The sequence below is a fragment of the Pseudonocardia yuanmonensis genome, from assembly GCF_039542425.1.
Lineage (GTDB): Bacteria > Actinomycetota > Actinomycetes > Mycobacteriales > Pseudonocardiaceae > Pseudonocardia > Pseudonocardia yuanmonensis.
Map to the genome: position 1 here is coordinate 413,294 of NZ_BAABIC010000002.1, position 17,209 is coordinate 430,502.

Consider the following 17,209-nt stretch of genomic DNA (forward strand, 5'->3'; position numbering starts at 1 on the left):
TCACACCCCCGCCGGAGCCGCGACGCCGAGCTTCTTCAGCTCGGGCACGACCTTCTCGCCGAACAGCTTCAGGCTCGCGCGGACCTTGTCGAAGGGCAGGCCGGCGAACGACGGCGCGATGCTCGGGTGGTGCGGGCCGAGCACCTCGAGGCGGTGCTTGTACTTCTCGATGCACTGCTCGGGCGTGCCCCAGACCTGCGTGTCGGCGTAGCCGGCGGCCGCGGCCTCCATGCCGGCCTCGCGGATCATGTCCGCGCCGACCTGGTAGGCCTCGTAGCCCTTGGTCTCCCGCCAGTGCTTGCCCGCGAAGTCGTAGTGCTTCACCACGGACAGGAAGTACCGGGACAGGTACTCGCGGGCGGTCTTCTCGGCCTCCTCCGGGTCCTCGTGGCAGTACACGAAGTCCTGGGTGTGCACCGGGCCGGGCTCCGTGCCGTGCTCCTCGCGGTAGATGTCGCGGTAGCGGTTGATCGACTCGGCGTGGACCTCCGCCGGGTACTGCATGAAGGTCATCATCCGGGCCCCGACCTTGGCCACCGCGGGCACCGAGTCCGGCGACATCGCGACGCCGTAGATCCGGTCGGACCAGTCGTGCTCCGCGTTCGGGCCGGGCCGCACGACCGCCCGCGGCTGCGGGTAGAAGCGCCCGTTGCCCTCGACGTACCCGTTCCGCAGGCCGGCGACGATCATCGGCGCGGCCTCGTCGAACCGCTCGCGGGACTCGTTCATGTCCACGCCGAACTGCTCGTACTCCATCTTCGCCAGGCCGCGGCCCATCCCGAGCAGCACCCGCCCGCCGGACAGGTGGTCGAGCATGATCGCCTTCTCGACGACCCGCAGCGGGTCGTTCCACGGCAGGATCACCGCGCCCGTGCCCAGCTTGATCCGGCTCGTCCTGGCGGCCAGGTAGGTCATCAGCTGCAGGTTGTCCGGGCACATCGAGTAGTCGTCGAAGTGGTGCTCGGCGGCCCAGACGGAGTCGAATCCGTACTCCTCGGCCAGGACGCCGAGCTCGGCCTCCTGCCGGAACATCTCGCCGTCGGACAGGTTCTCGTGCCAGTTCTGGAACACCAGCAGCACACCGACATCCATGTGGGCGTCCTTCCGTGTCTCGTCCCGCGTCGACTCTTGCCTAACGAGTGTTAGGGAGGCAGATTGTGACGGTAGTCGCAGGGCCCTGCCGAACCAACGACGTCGAGGGAGTGCCATGGCGAGTCCTACAACGGTCCGCCCCGAGCCGCCGCAACAGGACATGACGGCGGAGTTGACACTGGTCGCGCGTGCGCTGCGCGCCGAGCTCGGCGCCGCACGCTGCGTGGTGTACGCCCGCCGCCCGGACGGCGGCCTCGCGCGTCTCGCCGCGGACGGCGACCCGCGGGAGTGCGCGCACACCAGCGCCGCGGTGCCGCTGCTCGTCGAGGGCGAGGTCGCCGGGGTGCTCGAGGTCGAGCGCACCGCCGTCGACGGCCGCCTGCCGGACGACGCCGCCGCCGACCGGGACGCCGCGGCCGCCGCCCCGTACGCCGGGCTCGCCGAGACGATCCTCGGCCGGGAGCGGCAGGCGAGCCTCGGCGCCCGGCAGCGCCGCGAGCTCGCGGAGCTGGGCCGGACCCGGGAGCTGCAGCGGCGGCTGTCCGCGGCCGTGGCCGCCGGGACCGAGGGCGACGCGCTGGTCGCGCTGCTGGCGTCGCTGCTCGGCACCGGTGTCGCCCTGCTCGACGCGGCGCTGCACCCGGTCACCTGGAGCGCGCCCGAGGGGGCCGCGGTGTTGCACGGGTCCTCCTTCCTGCCCGGCACCGCGCGGGTGCGCGCGGCGCTGGGCGACCTCGGACCGGAGCGCGCGTCGGTGGTGCTGCCGCCCGACCCCGACGCCGGTCTGATGCGCCGCCACCTGGTCGCCGCGCTGGTCGGCGAGGGGGAGGTGTCCGGCTACCTCGACGTCGTCGAGACGGGGCGGCGGCTCGGCCCGGCCGACGCGACCGTCGCCGAGTACGCCGCGGCCGTCCTGGCCCTGCAGTCGCTGTCCGAGACCCGGCGCGCGCAGGCCGTGGTCCAGGCCCGCGACGACGTCCTGGGCGAGCTGCTGCGCGGCTCACGCACCCCGGACGACCTGCGGCGGATGGCCGCGCACGTCGGACTCGAGGTGGACCGGCCGCACCTGCTCGTCCGGCTGCCGGTGGCGGAGGGCCGCAGCGCCCGGGACGGCCGGGCCCCCGCGTCCGCGCTGGTGGGCGAGGCCCTCGGGGTGCCGGTGCTCGCCATCGCCGAGCCCGACGCCGTCGTCCTGCTCGTCGCGCTGCCGGCCGGCAGCGCCCCCGAGGCCCGGGTGAAGGCGCAGCTCGGGGCCGTGCTCGACCGGCTCGGACCGCTGACCGGGTGCCGCCGCGCCGTCGTCTCGGCGGTCTGCCGCCGGGTGGAGGACTACCCGCCGGCCCACGCCGAGTGCCGGGACGCCGAGTCGATCGTCGCCGGGTTCGGCGGCCGGGCCGGCGTGCTCGACGCCGCGGACTTCCGCACGCTGCGGCTTGTGGTCAACGGCGAGCGCACCTCGGTGGCCGTCCGGTTCGCCGAGACGCTGCTCGGCCCGCTGCGGCGTAACGACGCGGAGACCGGCGGCGATCTCACGGACACGCTCCGGCACTACCTGGCGTGCGGCGCACAGGTCCGTGCCACGGCGAAGGCGTTGGGCGTGCACGAGAACACCATCCGCTACCGCCTGGGCCGCATCGAGCACGTCGGCGGCCTGGACCTGCGGCGGTTCGACGCCCTGCTGGCGGCCCAGCTCGCCCTGCAGGTCGACGACCTGGCGCGGGGCGGCAGCGCCTGACCCGACGAGGGGGATCCACGTGAGCCAGGCACAGGCGACCCGGCTGCGCGGGGCGCGCTCGGCCGCGCGGCGGGCCGAGCTGGTGGCGGTGGCGAGCCGGCTCTTCCGCGAGCGCGGCTACCACGGCGTGGGGATGCGGGCGATCGCCGAGGCGGCCGACATCCAGGCCGCCTCCCTCTACCACCACTTCGCGAGCAAGGAGGAGCTGCTCCTCGAGTCGATCTACGTGGTCGACCGCGACCTGGTGGTGGACCAGCTGCCGATCCTGGAGGGGGAGGGCTCGTACCGGGAGCGGCTCGTCCGGCTGGTCCGCGGGCACGTGGGGCACATCGGCGCCAACCGGGACGCCTGGTGGGTGGCGGGGCGCGAGCTGCGTGCGCTGTCGCCGGAGAAGCTCGACGAGGTGCAGGTCTACCGGCGCCGCTACCAGCACGCGCTCGGGGAGTTCCTCGCCGCGGGCACGGAGGCGGGCGAGTTCGCGTGCGACGACCCGCGGCTGTCCGCGCTGGCCGTGCTGGACATGATCAACGGGCCGAACGAGTGGTGGGAACCGGGCGGCCGGCTCGCCATCGACGAGCTGGCCGCCCGGTACGCCGCGCTGGCGCTGCGGCTGGTGGGGGGCGAGGCCGGGGACCCGCCCCCCGGTCAGGCCAGGAAGCGCAGGAGCTCGGCCCGGTAGGTCTCCGGGTCCTCCAGGAACGGGGCGTGGCCGACGCCGGCGAACTCGACGAGCCGGCCGTCGCGGCAGAGCTCCACCCCCGCCTTCGCCCCGGCGTAGGACACGAAGGCGTCCTCCGTGCCGTGCAGGGACAGCACCGGCACGGACAGCCCGGCGAGCAGCTCGCGCTGGTCCACGTCGATCAGGCTGCGGATGGTGTCCGCGGCTCGGGCGCCGGTCTTCATGAACTGCAGCCAGATGGACTGCATGAGGTCGTCGGACAGCGGCTTGGCGGCCACCGCCGAGGTGATCCCGCGGAAGGTCGCCGCCCGGTCCGCGGCCAGCCCGGCGAGCACCGCCTCGGTGTCCGCGGGGGCGCCGCCGTGCGGCCAGCCGTCCGTCGCGGTGTAGCGCGGGCTCGCCCCACCGGTGAGGACCACGCCGGAGATCTCGTCGCCCAGCTCCGCCGCCGCGGCGACGACGACCGCCCCGCCCAGCGACCAGCCGTTGAGCACCGGCCGGTCCAGGCCGAGGTGCCGGACCAGGGCGACGACGTCGGAGGCGATGGCGTCGACCGAGACGTCGTCGAAGTCCTTGTCCGACCGCCCGCAGGCGCGGTGCTCGATCAGCGCGACCTCGTGGCCGGCGCCGAGCAGCGCGGTGAGCGTGGTGTCCCAGCACTCGCTCGTCGCGCCCCAGCCGTGCACCAGCACGATCGGGCGCCCGCCCGAGCCGCGGTGGTGCTCGTAGTAGACCTGCTTGCCGTCGCGCTCCAGGTACGCCATGTCGTCTCCTTCTCGGGGGTCGGGGGGTCACCCCGCGAGCCGCTCGCGGACCCGCGGCATCACCTTCGTGGCCAGGTACTCGATGCGTTCGGTGCCGCTGTCGACGGGCTCGCCGGGCAGCTGCGCCCAGAAGTGCACGTCGCGGATCTGCGGGCGCTCGCGCAGCAGCGCGGTCAGCTCGGTGACGGCGATGTCGGCGTCCCACAGCTGGTAGGCGCCGGCGTCGACGATCTGCTGCGGGTCGGTGAAGCGCGGGACCGAGTCGGGCGGGCCGAACGCGCCCCAGGAGATGTACTCGTTGAGCTGGTAGAGGGCGTGCTCGCCGATCCGCGCCCACGTCCGCTCGGGGTCCTCGGCGATGATCGCCCACTGGCCGGCGTAGATCCGGGCCTCCTCGACCGGCCTGCCGAGCGCGGCGACGGCGTCGAGGTAGGTCTGCTGGTGGGCGTTCTGGGTGGAGAGGAAGCCGTCGGCGATCCGGGCGGCGCGCGCGATCGCGGGCTCGGCCATCGCCCCGACCAGCAGTTGCGGCACGGTCTCGGGCCGCGGGGTCACGGCCAGCCCCTCGGGCAGGGAGTACCGCTTGCCGGCGAAGCCCGAGTCGTCCCCGGCCCACGCCCTGCGGATGATCTCGACGCCCTCCTCCAGCAGGCTCGGCCGGTTGCGCAGGGTCTGCCCGAACGCCGCGAACTCGCGCTCCCAGTACCCCTGCCCGACGCCGAGGTCGAACCGTCCGCCGGTGAGGAGCGAGAGGGTGGCGGCGTCCTCGGCGAGCCGCACGGGGTTGTGCAGCGGCGAGACGATCAGGTTGGTGCCGATCCGGAGGTTCGCGGTGCGCTCGCCGATCGCCGAGGCGAGCACGAAGGGGGAGGGGCTGTACCCGTCCGCGCAGAAGTGGTGCTCGGTCAGCCACACCGAGCCCAGGCCCTTGTGCTCCGCCCAGCCGATCTGCTCCAGGACCGACCGGTAGAAGGAGCCGAACGGCCGCCCCGGATCCGGATTGCGGAAGTCGTACCAGAGCCCGAAGACCGGTCCCGTCCCGTCCACCTGTGCCCCCTTCGTCGGCTGCCGGGGGAGCGTCCCGGGGCGGGAGGGGAGTGTCATCCCCCTCGTGTGCGCGGCGTTGTCGACGTCCCCAACCGGGCCGGACGGGTCCTGTGGACTCTCCCAACACCCCCGCCGGCGCGGCCTGTCGGCGGCGGGCGGTGCTTCCTACCGTCGACGGGCCGTCGTCGAGAGGAGCACGTCGTGTCCGATCTCCCCCCGCTGCAGGAGGCCTCGCTGCGCGACAAGGTCGCCGTCGTCACCGGCGCCGCGCAGGGCATCGGCCGGGCAACCGCGCTGCGGCTGGCCGCCGAGGGCGCGCTGGTGACGTGTGCGGACATCAAGGACACCCGCGAGACGGTCGCCCTCGCGGAGAAGGAGGGCGGCCAGGCGGTCGGCGTCGAGCTCGACGTGCGGGTCGCCGCCGACTGGGAGGCGGGGATCGCCGACGTGCTGGAGCGGCACGGTCGCGTCGACCTGCTGGCCAACGTCGCGGGCATCGTCAACATGCAGAGCGAGGACACCGTCGTCGGGCTGACCGAGGAGGCCTGGGACAACGTCCTCGCGACCGACCTCAAGGGCGTCTGGCTCGGCATGCGGGCCGTGATCCCGTCCATGATCGAGAACGGTGGCGGGCGCATCGTGAACATCAGCTCGCTCGCCGCGCTGCGCGGTCTGCCGAACCTCGCCTCGTACTCGGCCGCCAAGGGCGGCGTGATCGGGCTGACCCAGCAGGCCGCCTTCGAGTACGGCCCGCGGAACGTCCTGGTCAACGCGATCGCGCCGGGCACGATCGACACCCCGATCCTCGGCGACATCACCCCGGAGATGAAGGCCGCCAACGCCCGCGCGCACATCATCGACCGGCTCGGCCTGCCCGAGGAGATCGCGTCGATGGTGGCGTACCTGTTCCGGGAGGGCCGCTTCGTGACCGGGCAGGTGTACCCGGTCGACGGCGGGTGGTCGGCCAAGGGCAACTATTGACGACGTGACCGGCGGGGTGTGGCGGGCCCGGATCCCCTTGGCGGGCCCGCCACGGCTCGTCGGGCGGCTCAGGGCCGGATGCGTCCGTCCACCGTGAGTCCGACCGCACGCGCCTGCTCGACCTGCTCGGCGCGGTCCCCGGCCGCCTGCCGGGTGAGGGCGGCGCCCGCCTCCGGGTCGCGGGTGAGGTTCACGCCGGTGGCCGGGTCGAAGACGTGCACCGCGCGGCTGTCGAGCCAGAACTCCGCCTCGTGGCCCTCCCGGATCCGGCTCGCGGCGTCGATCGACACCACCGCCTGGGTACGGAGCTGGTCGCTGTCGAGCTCGCGGGAGAGCTCCTTGAGCTGCAGCGTGACCTCCTCCGGCGCCTCGTACGGGATGTAGGCGTACTGGGAGTCCCCGAGCCACTCGGTGACGTCGACGGTGGCCCGGAAGGTCGTGCCGAGGTGCTTCTTCGCCTCGTCGACCAGCGTCGCGTCCTCGAAGTGCTCCGGACGGACCCCGACCAGCACGAGGTCGCGGTCGCCGACGTCGGCCGCGCGCCGCTCCTCGAGCCGGATCTCGCCGAACGGGGTGTCCAGCCGGGTGCCGCGCAGGCGGGCGGGCAGGAAGTTCATCGGCGGCGACCCGATGAACCCGGCCACGAACAGGTTCTGCGGCTGCTCGTAGAGCTCCCGGGGCGAGGCCACCTGCTGGATCACGCCCTTGCGCAGTACGCACACCCGGTCCCCGAGGGTCATCGCCTCGGTCTGGTCGTGCGTCACGTAGACGGTCGTGATGCCCAGCCTGCGCTGCAGCCGCGCGATCTCGGTGCGCATCTGGCCGCGCAGCTTCGCGTCCAGGTTGGACAGGGGCTCGTCGAACAGGAAGGCGTCGGCGTCGCGCACGATCGCCCGGCCCATCGCGACCCGCTGGCGCTGCCCGCCGGAGAGGTTCGCCGGCTTGCGGTCGAGGTGCTCGTGCAGCTCGAGCACGTCCGCGGCCTCGCGCACCTTCCGCTGCACCACCTCCTCCGGCGCCCGCTGCAGGCGCAACGGGAAGGCGATGTTCTCGAAGACGGACAGGTGCGGGTAGAGCGCGTAGTTCTGGAAGACCATCGCCAGGTTGCGCTCCCGCGGGGCCTTGTCGTTCACCCGCCGCCCGCCGATGACCATGTCGCCGGAGGTGATGTCCTCCAGGCCGACGATCATCCGCAACAGGGTGGACTTCCCGCAGCCGGACGGCCCGACGAGGATCATGAACTCGCCGTCGGCGATGTCCAGGCTGACGTCGTTGACGGCCGGGTAGCCGTCGCCGTACCTCTTCACGATGTTCCGCATCTCCACGGAAGCCATGGCGGTTCTCCTTCTGGTGGGCGCGGGGCTCAGCCCTTGACGGCGCCGTTGGTCAGGCCGGCGACGATGCGCCGCTGGAAGAGCAGGACGAGCACGACGACCGGGATCGTCACGAGGACGGCCGCCGCGGCGACCGGGCCGTTCGGGGCCTCGAACTGGGAGGCTCCCGAGAAGAGCCCGAGCGCCGCCGGGACCGGTCGGGCCGCGCTCGTCGAGGTGAGCGAGATGCCGTACGCGAAGTCGTTCCAGGCGATGAAGAACGCGATGATCGCCGTGGTGAACACGCCCGGCGCGGCGAGCGGGACGATCACCTTGCGGAAGGCCTGCCAGGTGGTCGCGCCGTCGACCTGCGCCGCCTGCTCCATCTCCCACGGGATCTCGCGGAAGAAGGCGGACAGCGTCCAGATCGAGATCGGCAGGGTCAGCGACAGGTAGGGGATGATCAGCCCGGGCCAGGTGTCGTAGAGCCCGACCTGCCGCCACACGTTGAACAGCGGCGTGACGATCGAGATCACCGGGAAGATCGCGACCGCCAGCGCGGTGGACAGGATGACCTTCTTGCCCCGGAAGTCGAGCCGGGCGATCGCGTAGGCCGCGAACATCGACAGCACGCACGAGATCGCGGTGGCGATCAGGCAGATGCCGAACGAGTTGCGCAGGGCGGGCAGGAACAGCTCGCTCGCGTCGCCGGTGAGGATCAACGCGTAGTTCTCCCAGCTCACCACGGTGGGCAGGAACCGCCCGTTGGCGATGTCGGCCGAGGACTTCAGCGACAGCGACACGATCCAGCCGACCGGGAACAGGGCGTAGACGACGATCAGCACCCCGCCGACGACCCAGAGCCACTTCTCGCGCGTGCTCACGACCGCTCACCCCTCGCCGCGGACAGGTCGACCTTGAAGCCCTTGATGAACAGCGCGCAGATCAGGATGACGCAGAGGAAGAGCATCACCGACACCGCCGAGCCCATCCCGATCTCCAGCCGGGAGATCGTCTGCCGGTACGCCAGGAACGCCACGCTCTCCGTGTTGTTCGCGCCGCCGGTCATCACGAAGATCGAGTCGAAGATGCGGAAGGCGTCGAGGCTGCGGAACAGCAGCGCGACCATGATGGCCGCCTTCATGTTCGGCAGGGTCACCCGGCGCATCCGCTGCCACCACGTGGCGCCGTCGACCTTCGCCGCCTCCTGCAGCACCTCGGGCACCTGCGCCAGGCCGGCGAGCAGGAGCAGCGAGATGAAGGGCGTGGTCTTCCAGATCTCGGTCACGCAGATCACGAGCAGGGCCGACCAGGTGCCGCCGAACCAGTCTGTGTCCGCGGCGACCCCGGGGACCCAGTCGAACCACTGGTTCACGAAGCCCGAGTCCGGCGCGAAGGCGTACTGCCACGCGAAGGCGGAGACGACCGTGATCACCGCGTAGGGGATCAGGATGGCCGCCCGGACCACGGCCCGCAGCCGCCGCCACGCCTTGACCATGACCAGGGCGAGCGCGAACCCGAGCACCAGCTCGACCGCGACCGTCACGACCGTGATGAACAGCGTGACCGCCAGCGCGGTCCACCAGATCCCGTCGGTGAGGATCACGCCGTAGTTGGTCAGTCCCGTGAAGTGCCGCGTGTCGGGGTCGGTCAGACGGTAGTCGAACAGCGAGTCGTAGACGGCCTGCAGGATCGGGTACGCCGTGACCAGCAGCATCACGGCGAACGCCGGGCCCGCCAGGGTCCAGCCGAGCCGACGCTCGGCGCGGGAGCGGTCCGAGAGCCGGCCGCGGTGCCGCGCGGGTGCCGGGGCAGCGGGCGCGGCCGGGGGGATGGCGGTGGTGCTCACAGCAGCTCCTTCTTCGCCAGGACCTCCTGGATGAGGGCCGCGGTGGCGGCGCCGGTCGCGGCCGGGTCGATGCCGGAGGTCGGGTGGTACTCCCGCTGGACGCTCTGGGAGACCTCGCTGTAGTAGGCCGTCTGCGGTCGCGGTGCGGCCTGCCGGAGGGACTGGAGGATGACCGGCGCCATCGGGAAGGCCTGCAGCACCGCCGGATCGCCGTAGACGGACTCCCGCGCCGCCGGGTTGCCGTTCTCGACGAAGTAGTAGGTCTGGTTGGCGGCGCTCGTGATGCACTCCGTCGCCTCGTACGCCAGGTCCGGGTGCCGGCTGAACGCGCCGACGCCGAGGTTGATCCCGCCGTAGGGCGGCGCACTCGGCAGGTCCGGCCGCAGCCGCGGGTACAGCGCCCAGCCGTAGTCCCCGGGCACCTCCGCGCCGAGCGTCCCCTCGGCCGCGGACTCGTTGGCGCGCGGCCAGACGAACGGCCAGTTGATCATGAGTATGGCCTCGCCCTTCTCGAAGGAGGCGACGTTGGCGTCCTCGCCGGCGGTCGAGAGCGACGGGCCGCCGATGCCCGCGTCGGTGAGCTCCTTCATGACCCGTCCGGCCTCCGTGGCCGGCGGATCGGCCAGGCCGAGCCGCACCCCCGCCGGGTCGTCGACCGAGGGATCGGTGATGATCGCGCCTCCCGCGGAGGAGACGAGCGCGTTGAGCCAGACCGTCAGGGCCTCGGCCCGCTTGCCCTGCACCGCGAACTGGGACCCCTTCGCCTGCGTGGCCTCGATCAGCTGGTCCCACGTGACCGGCTGCGACAGGTCGAGGCCGGTCCCGGCGACCATCGACCTCCGGTACCAGAGCAGCTGGGTGTTGGCCCAGAACGGCACCGTGACGAGCCGGCCGCGCCAGCTCGCGCCCGTGACCGCGCTCTCGACGACGCCCTGCGTCACCCGGTCCGCCAGGTCGGGCGGCACCGGGGCGAGCAGCTTCGCCTCGGAGAACTCGGGGATGTAGGGCGGGTCGAGGCTCATGATGTCGATCGAGCTGTCGTTGGCCGCGAGCCGGCGCACCAGCTGCTCGCGCTGGGCCGCCGACTCGCGCGGCAGCTGCGCCACCGCGATCGAGTACCGGCCGCCGGCGGCCTCGGTGCAGCGGCGGGCGATCTCGGCCTGGCCCCCGGAGTCCGGGTTGATGTACCAGGTCAGCCGGGGAGGCCCGCTCTCCGCCGCGCCGCACGCCGCGATGCCGCACGCCGCCGCGGCGGCGAGCGCGGCCGCGGCAAGCCGGCGTTTCCAGGGACGTCGCATCGTCGGGACCTCCGGGTTCTCGAGATCGCTCATCGGGTGAGCCAGGCCGCGGTGTCGGGCGGCAGCTCGTGGCGGGTCTGCTGGCAGGAGGTGAGCAGCGGCGTGCCGTGCCCGCGTAGCGGCACGGGCTCGCCGGACAGGTTGACGACGCACCGGAACCGGCTGCCGCGGTCGAAGACCAGGACGTCCGGGGCGCCGTCGGCCCAGGCGAGGTCCGGTCCGTGCAGGTCGGGAAGGGCACGGCGCAGGGTCAGGGCCGCCCGGTAGAGCAGCAGTGTCGAGCCGGGGGTGTGGCGCTGGTGCTCCACCGCGAGCGACGCCCAGTCCCGCGGCTGCGGCAGCCAGGGGCGCGCGCCGTCGGGGGAGAAGCCGAAGGGCGGACGGGAGCCCGCCCACGGCAGCGGCACCCGACAGCCGTCCCGCCCGCGGACGGTGCGCCCCGACCGTTCCCAGGTCGGGTCCTGCAGCAGGTGCTCGGGCAGGTCCTCGACCTCCGGCAGGCCGAGCTCCTCGCCCTGGTACAGGTAGGCCCCGCCGGGCAGCGCGAGCATGAGCAGGGCGGCGGCGCGCGCCCGCCGGGTCCCGAGCGCCAGGTCGGCCGGCTCCCGCCGTGCGCCGGTGGGCCGGCCGAACCGGGTGACGTGCCGGGTCTCGTCGTGGTTCGACAGCACCCACGTCGCCGGGGCGTCGACCGCGGCCATCGCGCCGAGGGTGGAGTCGATCGTCTCCCGCAGCGCCCGCGCCTGCCAGGGCGCGTGCAGGTAGTCGAAGTTGAAGGCCGTGTGCAACTCGCCCGGGCGCAGGTACCGGGCCAGCCGCTCCGGCCCGTTGACCACGGCCTCGGCCACGAACATCCGGTCGCCGGGGTAGCCGTCGGCGATCTTGCGCCAGCGCCGGAAGACCTCGTGCACATCGTCGACGTCCCAGTGCGGGCTGTCCGTCCAGGTCGCCGGGGCGAACGCGGGTCCGCCGTCGAACTCCGGCAGCCCGGGCGCCTTCACCAACGCCGGGGCGGCGTCGACGCGCAGCCCGTCGATGCCGCGGTCGAGCCAGAACCGCACGACGTCGTCGAACCCCTCGCGCACTGCGGGGTCGTCCCAGTTCAGGTCCGGCTGCTGCGGGGCGAAGAGGTGCAGGTACCACTGGCCGTGCGTGCCGTCGGGCTCCTCGACCCGGGTCCAGGCGGGCCCCCCGAACGCACTGGTCCAGTCGTTCGGTGGGGCCTCGCCGCCCGGGCCGCGACCGTCGCGGAAGTGGTAGCGCCGCCGGGCCGGTGAGCCCGGCGGCGCCGCCAGCGCCGCGGTGAACCACGGGTGCCGGTCCGACGTGTGGTTCGCCACGAGGTCGAGCACGACCCGGATGCCCCGCGCGTGCGCCTCCGCGATCAGCGCGTCGGCCTGCGCGAGCGTGCCGAGGACGGGGTCGACGTCGCGGTGGTCGACCACGTCGTACCCGCCGTCGGCCATCGGGGACGGGTACCAGGGCGTGATCCACAGGGCGTCGACACCCAGGTCGGCGAGGTACGGCAGCCGGCCGCGCAGGCCGTCGACGTCGCCGATCCCGTCGCCGTTCGAGTCGGCGAAGCTGCGGAGGTAGACCTGGTAGGTCACCGCGGTGCGCCACCACGGGGCGGGTGCGGGCGTGGGCTCGGTGGTCACGTCGCCTCCCTCCCCACAGACTTTGGAAGCGCTTTCAGTGCACGAGAGTGCCGGTCGCCCTCGAACGTGTCAAGGGTCACAGGTCGATCGGATCTGCGCAGGAATTTTCGTCGCCAGGATGATGGAAGCGCTTCCGATGGTTGGGTCGCTATCCTCGTGATCGTGTCGACGTCGGCGAGCGGAGCCGTGGACCGGGAGGTCACCCTGGCCGATGTCGCGCGCCTCGCGGGGGTCTCCCCGGCCACGGCCTCCCGGGCGCTCGGCGGCCACCCCCACGTCGCGGCGGGAACCCGGGAGCGGGTCCGCCGGATCGCCGACGAGCTGTCCTACGTGGTCTCGCCGGACGCGTCGCGGCTCGCCGGCGGCCGCACGGGGCGGGTCGCCGTCGTCGTCCCGCACCTGTCCCGGTGGTACTTCGGGGCTCTGCTCGAGGGGCTGGAGGAGGTGCTGCGCGAGGCCGGTCTCGACGTCCTGCTCTACCGGGTCGGCGACGCCGCGGACCGGCAGCACTTCTTCCGCAGGCTGCCGGCCCGGCGGAAGGTCGACGCCGTCGTGGCCCTGGCCTTCCCGGTCGACGAGGCCGAGCGCGCCCGGCTCGAGGAGATGGGCGTCGAGATCGTGGCGGCGGGCGGGCAGGTCGCGAGCCACCCGTACGTCAGCATCGACGACGTCGCCGCGGGCCGGCAGGCCGTCGACCATCTCGTCCACCTGGGGCACCGCCGGATCGGCATGATCGAGGCGGTCGACCCGGAGCAGCGGGCCCACCAGCCGGAGGGCCGTTCACGGGCCTACCGGCTGGCGCTCGCCGATGCGGGGATCCCCGTCGAGCCCGAGCTCGTCGCGACCGTCGAGTGGGGTGCGGACGAGGGCGCAGAGGGCATGGCCCGGCTGCTCGGCCTCCGGGAGCCCCCGACGGCCGTCTACGCGCACTCCGACGAGGTGGCGCTCGGTGCCGTCCGCACCCTGCGCCGTGCCGGGTTGCGCGTACCCGGCGACGTCTCGGTGATCGGCATCGACGACCATCCCCTGGCCGCGCTGACCGACCTCTCGACGGTCCGCCAGCCCGTCCGGGAGCAGGGTGCGCGGGCCGGGCGGATGGTCGCCGCCACGCTCTCCGGAGGGGAGGCCGGCGAGGGGGTCCTGCTCCCCACCCAGCTGGTGATCCGGGGGAGCACCGGGCCGCCGGGGGACGCGCGGTGACCGCCTCGCCCGAGCTCACCCTGCGGGCCCTGTCGCCGGGCCTGCTCGCGTTGCCGTGGGACCAGCCGCTCGGGGACTGGAGCCCCGCCGAGGTGCCGTTGCGCGACATCGCGGTCGGGCCCAGCCGGCACCTGGTCCGGTTCGCGGAGTGCGACGGCCGGCTGTGGGCGCTCAAGGAGCTGCCGCACCGGATCGCGCGCAAGGAGTACGCGGTGCTCCGCCGGCTCGAGGACCTCGGGCTGCCGGCGGTGCGGCCCGCCGGGGTGGTGTTCCAGGCGGAGGACACCGCGGAGGACACCGCGATCCTGGTGACCTGCTACCTCGAGGGCTCGTGGCAGTACCGGCGGCTCTTCATGCGGCTGCCGCCCAACCGGCCTGCGCACCGGGCCCGGCTGTTCGACGCGATGGCCGGCCTGCTCGTCGAGCTGCACCGGCACGGGATCTTCTGGGGCGACTGCTCGCTGGCCAACACGCTGTTCTCCCGGGACGGCCAGCTGCTGCAGGCCTGGCTGGTCGACGCCGAGACCAGCGAGGTCCACCCGTCCCTGTCGGACGGGCAGCGGCAGATCGACCTGGACATCCTCGTCGAGAACGTCGCCGCGGGGATGATCGACCTCGCGGAGCGACTGGACCGGCCGCCGGAGATCCACGAGCAGCTCATCGACGAGGCGCTCGCCATCCCCGGCCGGTACCGCGCGCTGTGGGACGCCCTGCACGCCGAGCCGGTCTTCTCCTTCGGTGACCGCTACCGCGTCGAGGGCAAGATCCGCGAGCTCAACGAGCTGGGTTTCGCGGTCGAGGAGGTCACCCTGCGGCCGACCGGGGGCGGGCCCGGCACGCTGCGGCTGCAGGTCGGGGTGGGGGACCGGCGCTTCCACGCCGGCCAGCTCGATGCGCTCGCCGGCCTCGACGTCGGTGAGGGGCAGGCCCGGATCCTGCTCGGTGACCTGCGCGCGCACCAGGCGTACCTGTCCCGGCGTGCCGGGCGCGAGGTGAGCGAGGCCGAGGCCGCGCGAAGCTGGCGCGAGACGGTGTTCGAGCCCGGGACCGTGCGGGCGCACGCCGCGCTCGGCGGCGTCGGGTCACCCGTGCAGGCCTATTGCGACCTGCTGGAGGTGCGCTGGATCCTCAGCGAGCGGGCAGGTGCCGACGTCGGCGACGGCCGTGCGCTCGCCGCCCTCGCCGGCCGCGCGCCCACCGACTCGGCCGCCCGCGCCGCCGTCGCCGAGCCCCCGGAGCCGGGGGAGGGATAGTCGCCCGGGACGCCGACGCCGGAGGGCCCTGACGGCTCCTCCGGCGTCGACGGTGGACCGACCTACTGGACGGAGAGGTCGCCGCTCGGGTCGACCGGGGCGGGCTCGTCCGTCGGGGCGGCCGGCGGGTGGAGCAGGCTCATGACCGGGCCCAGCACGTCCGGGGCCCCGGTCGGGGCCGGGAGCGGGGACCGCGGGAGGCCGCCCGGCCCGAGCGGGCCGTCGTGGGCGGGGCCGCGGGCGCCGTCGCAGCAGTTGTCGTGCTTCTTGTGCTTCTTGTGGTGGTGGCCGTCCCTGTCGTGGCCGTCCTGGTCGCCCTTGTGGTGGTCGCCCTTGTCGTGGTCGTTCTCGTCGTGATCACTGTGGCCGGCCTTCTCCGCGTGGCCGTCGTAGCCCGCGTCGCCAGCGAACGCCAGGCCCGGCGTGATCACCGCGAGGGGCAGGACAGCCGCACCGACCAGCGCGGCGCGAGTCGTCGTGCGCATGGGGAGCTCCTCTCGTCCGTCGGAACCCCGTCGTCCCGCCGGAGCGTCTGCCCGTGGCGGCGGTGCCGACGGCGTCACCCGTCCAACGGCCCGCGGCCGGGCGGGGCGTGGAGCTCCACACGAAGGGGTGAGCGCGGTCGCCGACCCCGGCACGGGGCGGCGACCGCGGTTCGCGCCCGCCGGACGCGCCGGCGCAGTGCGGCGACCAGCAGCGCGGCCGCGACGAGCCCGGGCCCGCAGTGCACGGCCAGCACCCCGGCGAGGCTCGGCCCGCCCCAGTCGTCCCGGTAGCCGGCCGGGTCGCCGAGATCGATCACGAACGGCTCCGTCACGGCCTCGCGATCAGGTACGGCCCGAGGACCACGGCCGGCACCAGCACCACACGCCTCATGCCGGGGACGCTAGGCCCGGTGCCGGCCTCGATCACTGCAGCACGCCCCCGGGTTCGGGGTGGGGCGTGCTGCCGGACGTGGCGGTGCGCGGGGTGACGGTGTGGAGGAACAGGAGCTCGTCGACGTGGTCGAGGAGGGTCTCGTCGAGCGGGATGTAGGCGTGGTTGTCGCTGCGGCGGGTCGCGGACGCGCGCGGGAGCGTCTGCGCCTCCAGGAGGTGGTGGCCGGGCGGCAGTGAGCGGTGGAGGGCGCCTTCGACGGTGTCCGGCGGCGGCACCGGGATGCCCTGGTGCCCGGCCTCGCCCAGGGCACAGGCGATCACCCGGTAGCCGCTGCCGAACCGATCGGCGAGGTGGGCCCCGACGGGTTGCCAGCGCAGCGTCATCGGGCCGAGCGTCAACCCGGTGGTCCCGGTGCGCAGGTGCTGGTTGTGGCCGAACACGAGGGTCGGCCCGTGGTCGGCGATCGCGCCCAGGTTCTCGGCCATCATCGTGTCGCGGAGGGCGGCGAGACGGTCCCAGCGCTGCTCGGGGTGTGCGGTGTCCCGCGCCATCGCCGGGTGGTAGGCGAGCAGGCCCGCGGCGGTGCGGCCGGCGAGGAGGGCCTCGTCGAGCTCGTCCGGCGTGACCTGGGGGCGGAGGCGGGGGATCTCGCCGGCGAGCGTCCGGCGGAGGTCGTCGGTGATCGCCCGCAGGTCCCGGACCCGGGGTTCGCCACCGACCGAGCGGGCGGGGTCCATCGCCGCGTCCTCGTTCTCCCAGGGCTCCTCGGCACCGAGCAGCCGGTCGAGGCCGTCCCAGGACGGGAGGTCGGCGCCGCCGAGGTGGGTGCGCAGGAAGCCGTGCAGCACGCGGAGCGGGGAGCGCGGGCTCGGCGCGGACATCATCTCGGTCGGCGCGTCGAAGCCCGCGAACCGGAGGCGCGCGGTGGCCGGGCGGTGCCGGTTCTGCTCCCGCATCCAGCGGATCAGCATCCGGTTGGCGCGGAAGGCGCCGAAGTCGTGGGTGAAGCCCGCGGCCAGGACGTCGTCCTCCGCTCCCTCCGCCCCGTTGATCCAGGCGTCGACGAGCCGGCCGTGCCAGGCGCTGGACTCGAGGGCGATCGAGGTGAAGCCGGCCCGCTCGACGAGCGCGGCGAAGAGCGCGTTCCGGAGGAGGCCGAACTCCTCCTCGCCGTGCAGCGGCTCCCCGAGCCCGAGCAGCCGTGGCGGACGGGGCAGGTCGGCGATCCTTGCGGCGGCCGCCCGCGCGAGCGTCTCGTGGTCGTCGCCGGCCGCGCTGACGAGGGGCGTGGGGATTCCGGTGGTCATGCGTGGTCCTTCCGAGCTGCGGTGGGGCGCTTGACCACCTCAACCGTATCCTTGAACTTCGGGTTGGAAGGTCGGCCGCCGCACACCGGGACGGACACGGCGACGGCCTTCAACTCGACGGTGAAGCCCGGCGGTTGGCTCGAAGGGGTGCGGG

At 73.7% G+C, this 17,209-nt stretch carries 16 protein-coding genes; 5 read left to right on the top strand and 11 right to left on the bottom strand.

All coding sequences use genetic code 11. The features are described from left to right. Nucleotides 1-1,092, bottom strand: coding sequence for an LLM class flavin-dependent oxidoreductase (locus ABD990_RS04385; protein WP_345378482.1), 1,092 nt, complete (start codon nucleotides 1,090-1,092; stop codon nucleotides 1-3). A 115-nt stretch (nucleotides 1,093-1,207) separates the two neighbouring features. Here ABD990_RS04385 and ABD990_RS04390 point away from each other — a divergent pair, with 115 nt between their 5' ends. Both ABD990_RS04390 and ABD990_RS04395 read left to right on the top strand, forming a co-directional pair. Next, nucleotides 1,208-2,827, top strand: coding sequence for a PucR family transcriptional regulator (locus ABD990_RS04390; RefSeq protein WP_345378483.1), 1,620 nt, complete (start codon nucleotides 1,208-1,210; stop codon nucleotides 2,825-2,827). A gap of 19 nt (nucleotides 2,828-2,846) precedes the next feature. After that, nucleotides 2,847-3,506 (top strand): TetR/AcrR family transcriptional regulator, encoded by a 660-nt coding sequence (locus ABD990_RS04395; RefSeq protein WP_345378484.1) that lies wholly within the window; start codon nucleotides 2,847-2,849, stop codon nucleotides 3,504-3,506. Here the strand turns inward: ABD990_RS04395 and ABD990_RS04400 are convergent. Both ABD990_RS04400 and ABD990_RS04405 read right to left on the bottom strand, forming a co-directional pair. Next, nucleotides 3,473-4,270, bottom strand: a complete 798-nt coding sequence (locus ABD990_RS04400) for an alpha/beta fold hydrolase (RefSeq protein ID WP_345378486.1) — start codon at nucleotides 4,268-4,270, stop codon at nucleotides 3,473-3,475. The two genes, ABD990_RS04395 and ABD990_RS04400, sit on opposite strands and share 34 nt — an antisense overlap. A gap of 27 nt (nucleotides 4,271-4,297) precedes the next feature. Then, nucleotides 4,298-5,317: an LLM class flavin-dependent oxidoreductase gene (locus tag ABD990_RS04405; RefSeq protein ID WP_345378488.1), complete on the bottom strand. Its 1,020-nt coding sequence runs from the start codon at nucleotides 5,315-5,317 to the stop codon at nucleotides 4,298-4,300. A 201-nt stretch (nucleotides 5,318-5,518) separates the two neighbouring features. Between ABD990_RS04405 and ABD990_RS04410 the strand changes: the two genes are divergently transcribed. Then, complete coding sequence (locus tag ABD990_RS04410; RefSeq protein ID WP_345378489.1) at nucleotides 5,519-6,298, top strand: SDR family NAD(P)-dependent oxidoreductase; 780 nt, start codon at nucleotides 5,519-5,521, stop codon at nucleotides 6,296-6,298. A 68-nt stretch (nucleotides 6,299-6,366) separates the two neighbouring features. Here the strand turns inward: ABD990_RS04410 and ABD990_RS04415 are convergent, their stop codons facing one another. From ABD990_RS04415 to ABD990_RS04435, 5 genes are read right to left on the bottom strand one after another with little or no spacing between them, the layout of a single operon-like run. Then, nucleotides 6,367-7,632, bottom strand: coding sequence for an ABC transporter ATP-binding protein (locus ABD990_RS04415; protein WP_345378490.1), 1,266 nt, complete (start codon nucleotides 7,630-7,632; stop codon nucleotides 6,367-6,369). A gap of 29 nt (nucleotides 7,633-7,661) precedes the next feature. Further along, nucleotides 7,662-8,495 (bottom strand): carbohydrate ABC transporter permease, encoded by an 834-nt coding sequence (locus ABD990_RS04420; RefSeq protein ID WP_345378491.1) that lies wholly within the window; start codon nucleotides 8,493-8,495, stop codon nucleotides 7,662-7,664. Beyond that, the gene (locus ABD990_RS04425; RefSeq protein WP_345378492.1) at nucleotides 8,492-9,460 is read right to left on the bottom strand and encodes a carbohydrate ABC transporter permease; all 969 of its coding nucleotides are present in this window, start codon (nucleotides 9,458-9,460) and stop codon (nucleotides 8,492-8,494) included. The genes ABD990_RS04420 and ABD990_RS04425 overlap by 4 nt, the downstream gene beginning before the upstream one ends. Continuing rightward, a complete protein-coding gene (locus ABD990_RS04430; protein WP_345378494.1) occupies nucleotides 9,457-10,791 on the bottom strand; it encodes an extracellular solute-binding protein in 1,335 nt (444 codons plus the stop codon). The genes ABD990_RS04425 and ABD990_RS04430 overlap by 4 nt, the downstream gene beginning before the upstream one ends. Further along, nucleotides 10,788-12,416: a glycoside hydrolase family 13 protein gene (locus tag ABD990_RS04435; protein WP_345378496.1), complete on the bottom strand. Its 1,629-nt coding sequence runs from the start codon at nucleotides 12,414-12,416 to the stop codon at nucleotides 10,788-10,790. The genes ABD990_RS04430 and ABD990_RS04435 overlap by 4 nt, the downstream gene beginning before the upstream one ends. A gap of 162 nt (nucleotides 12,417-12,578) precedes the next feature. On the opposite strand from ABD990_RS04435, the gene ABD990_RS04440 reads away from it, so the two are divergent. Both ABD990_RS04440 and ABD990_RS04445 read left to right on the top strand, forming a co-directional pair. Continuing rightward, nucleotides 12,579-13,616, top strand: a complete 1,038-nt coding sequence (locus ABD990_RS04440) for a LacI family DNA-binding transcriptional regulator (RefSeq protein WP_345378497.1) — start codon at nucleotides 12,579-12,581, stop codon at nucleotides 13,614-13,616. Next, nucleotides 13,613-14,869, top strand: coding sequence for a DUF4032 domain-containing protein (locus ABD990_RS04445; RefSeq protein ID WP_345378498.1), 1,257 nt, complete (start codon nucleotides 13,613-13,615; stop codon nucleotides 14,867-14,869). Before ABD990_RS04440 ends, ABD990_RS04445 begins: the two co-directional genes overlap by 4 nt. A 62-nt stretch (nucleotides 14,870-14,931) precedes the next feature. On the opposite strand, the gene ABD990_RS04450 is transcribed toward ABD990_RS04445, so the two are convergent. The 3 genes from ABD990_RS04450 to ABD990_RS04460 all read right to left on the bottom strand — a co-directional run bounded on the left by ABD990_RS04450 (nucleotide 14,932) and on the right by ABD990_RS04460 (nucleotide 17,055). After that, the gene (locus ABD990_RS04450) at nucleotides 14,932-15,354 is read right to left on the bottom strand and encodes a hypothetical protein (RefSeq protein WP_345378499.1); all 423 of its coding nucleotides are present in this window, start codon (nucleotides 15,352-15,354) and stop codon (nucleotides 14,932-14,934) included. 74 nt (nucleotides 15,355-15,428) lie between these two features. After that, the gene (locus tag ABD990_RS04455; protein WP_345378501.1) at nucleotides 15,429-15,686 is read right to left on the bottom strand and encodes a hypothetical protein; all 258 of its coding nucleotides are present in this window, start codon (nucleotides 15,684-15,686) and stop codon (nucleotides 15,429-15,431) included. Between the two features lie 91 nt (nucleotides 15,687-15,777). Further along, entirely contained in the window at nucleotides 15,778-17,055 is a 1,278-nt protein-coding gene (locus ABD990_RS04460) for an erythromycin esterase family protein (RefSeq protein ID WP_345378503.1), read from the bottom strand. Between the last annotated feature and the right edge of the window lie 154 nt (nucleotides 17,056-17,209).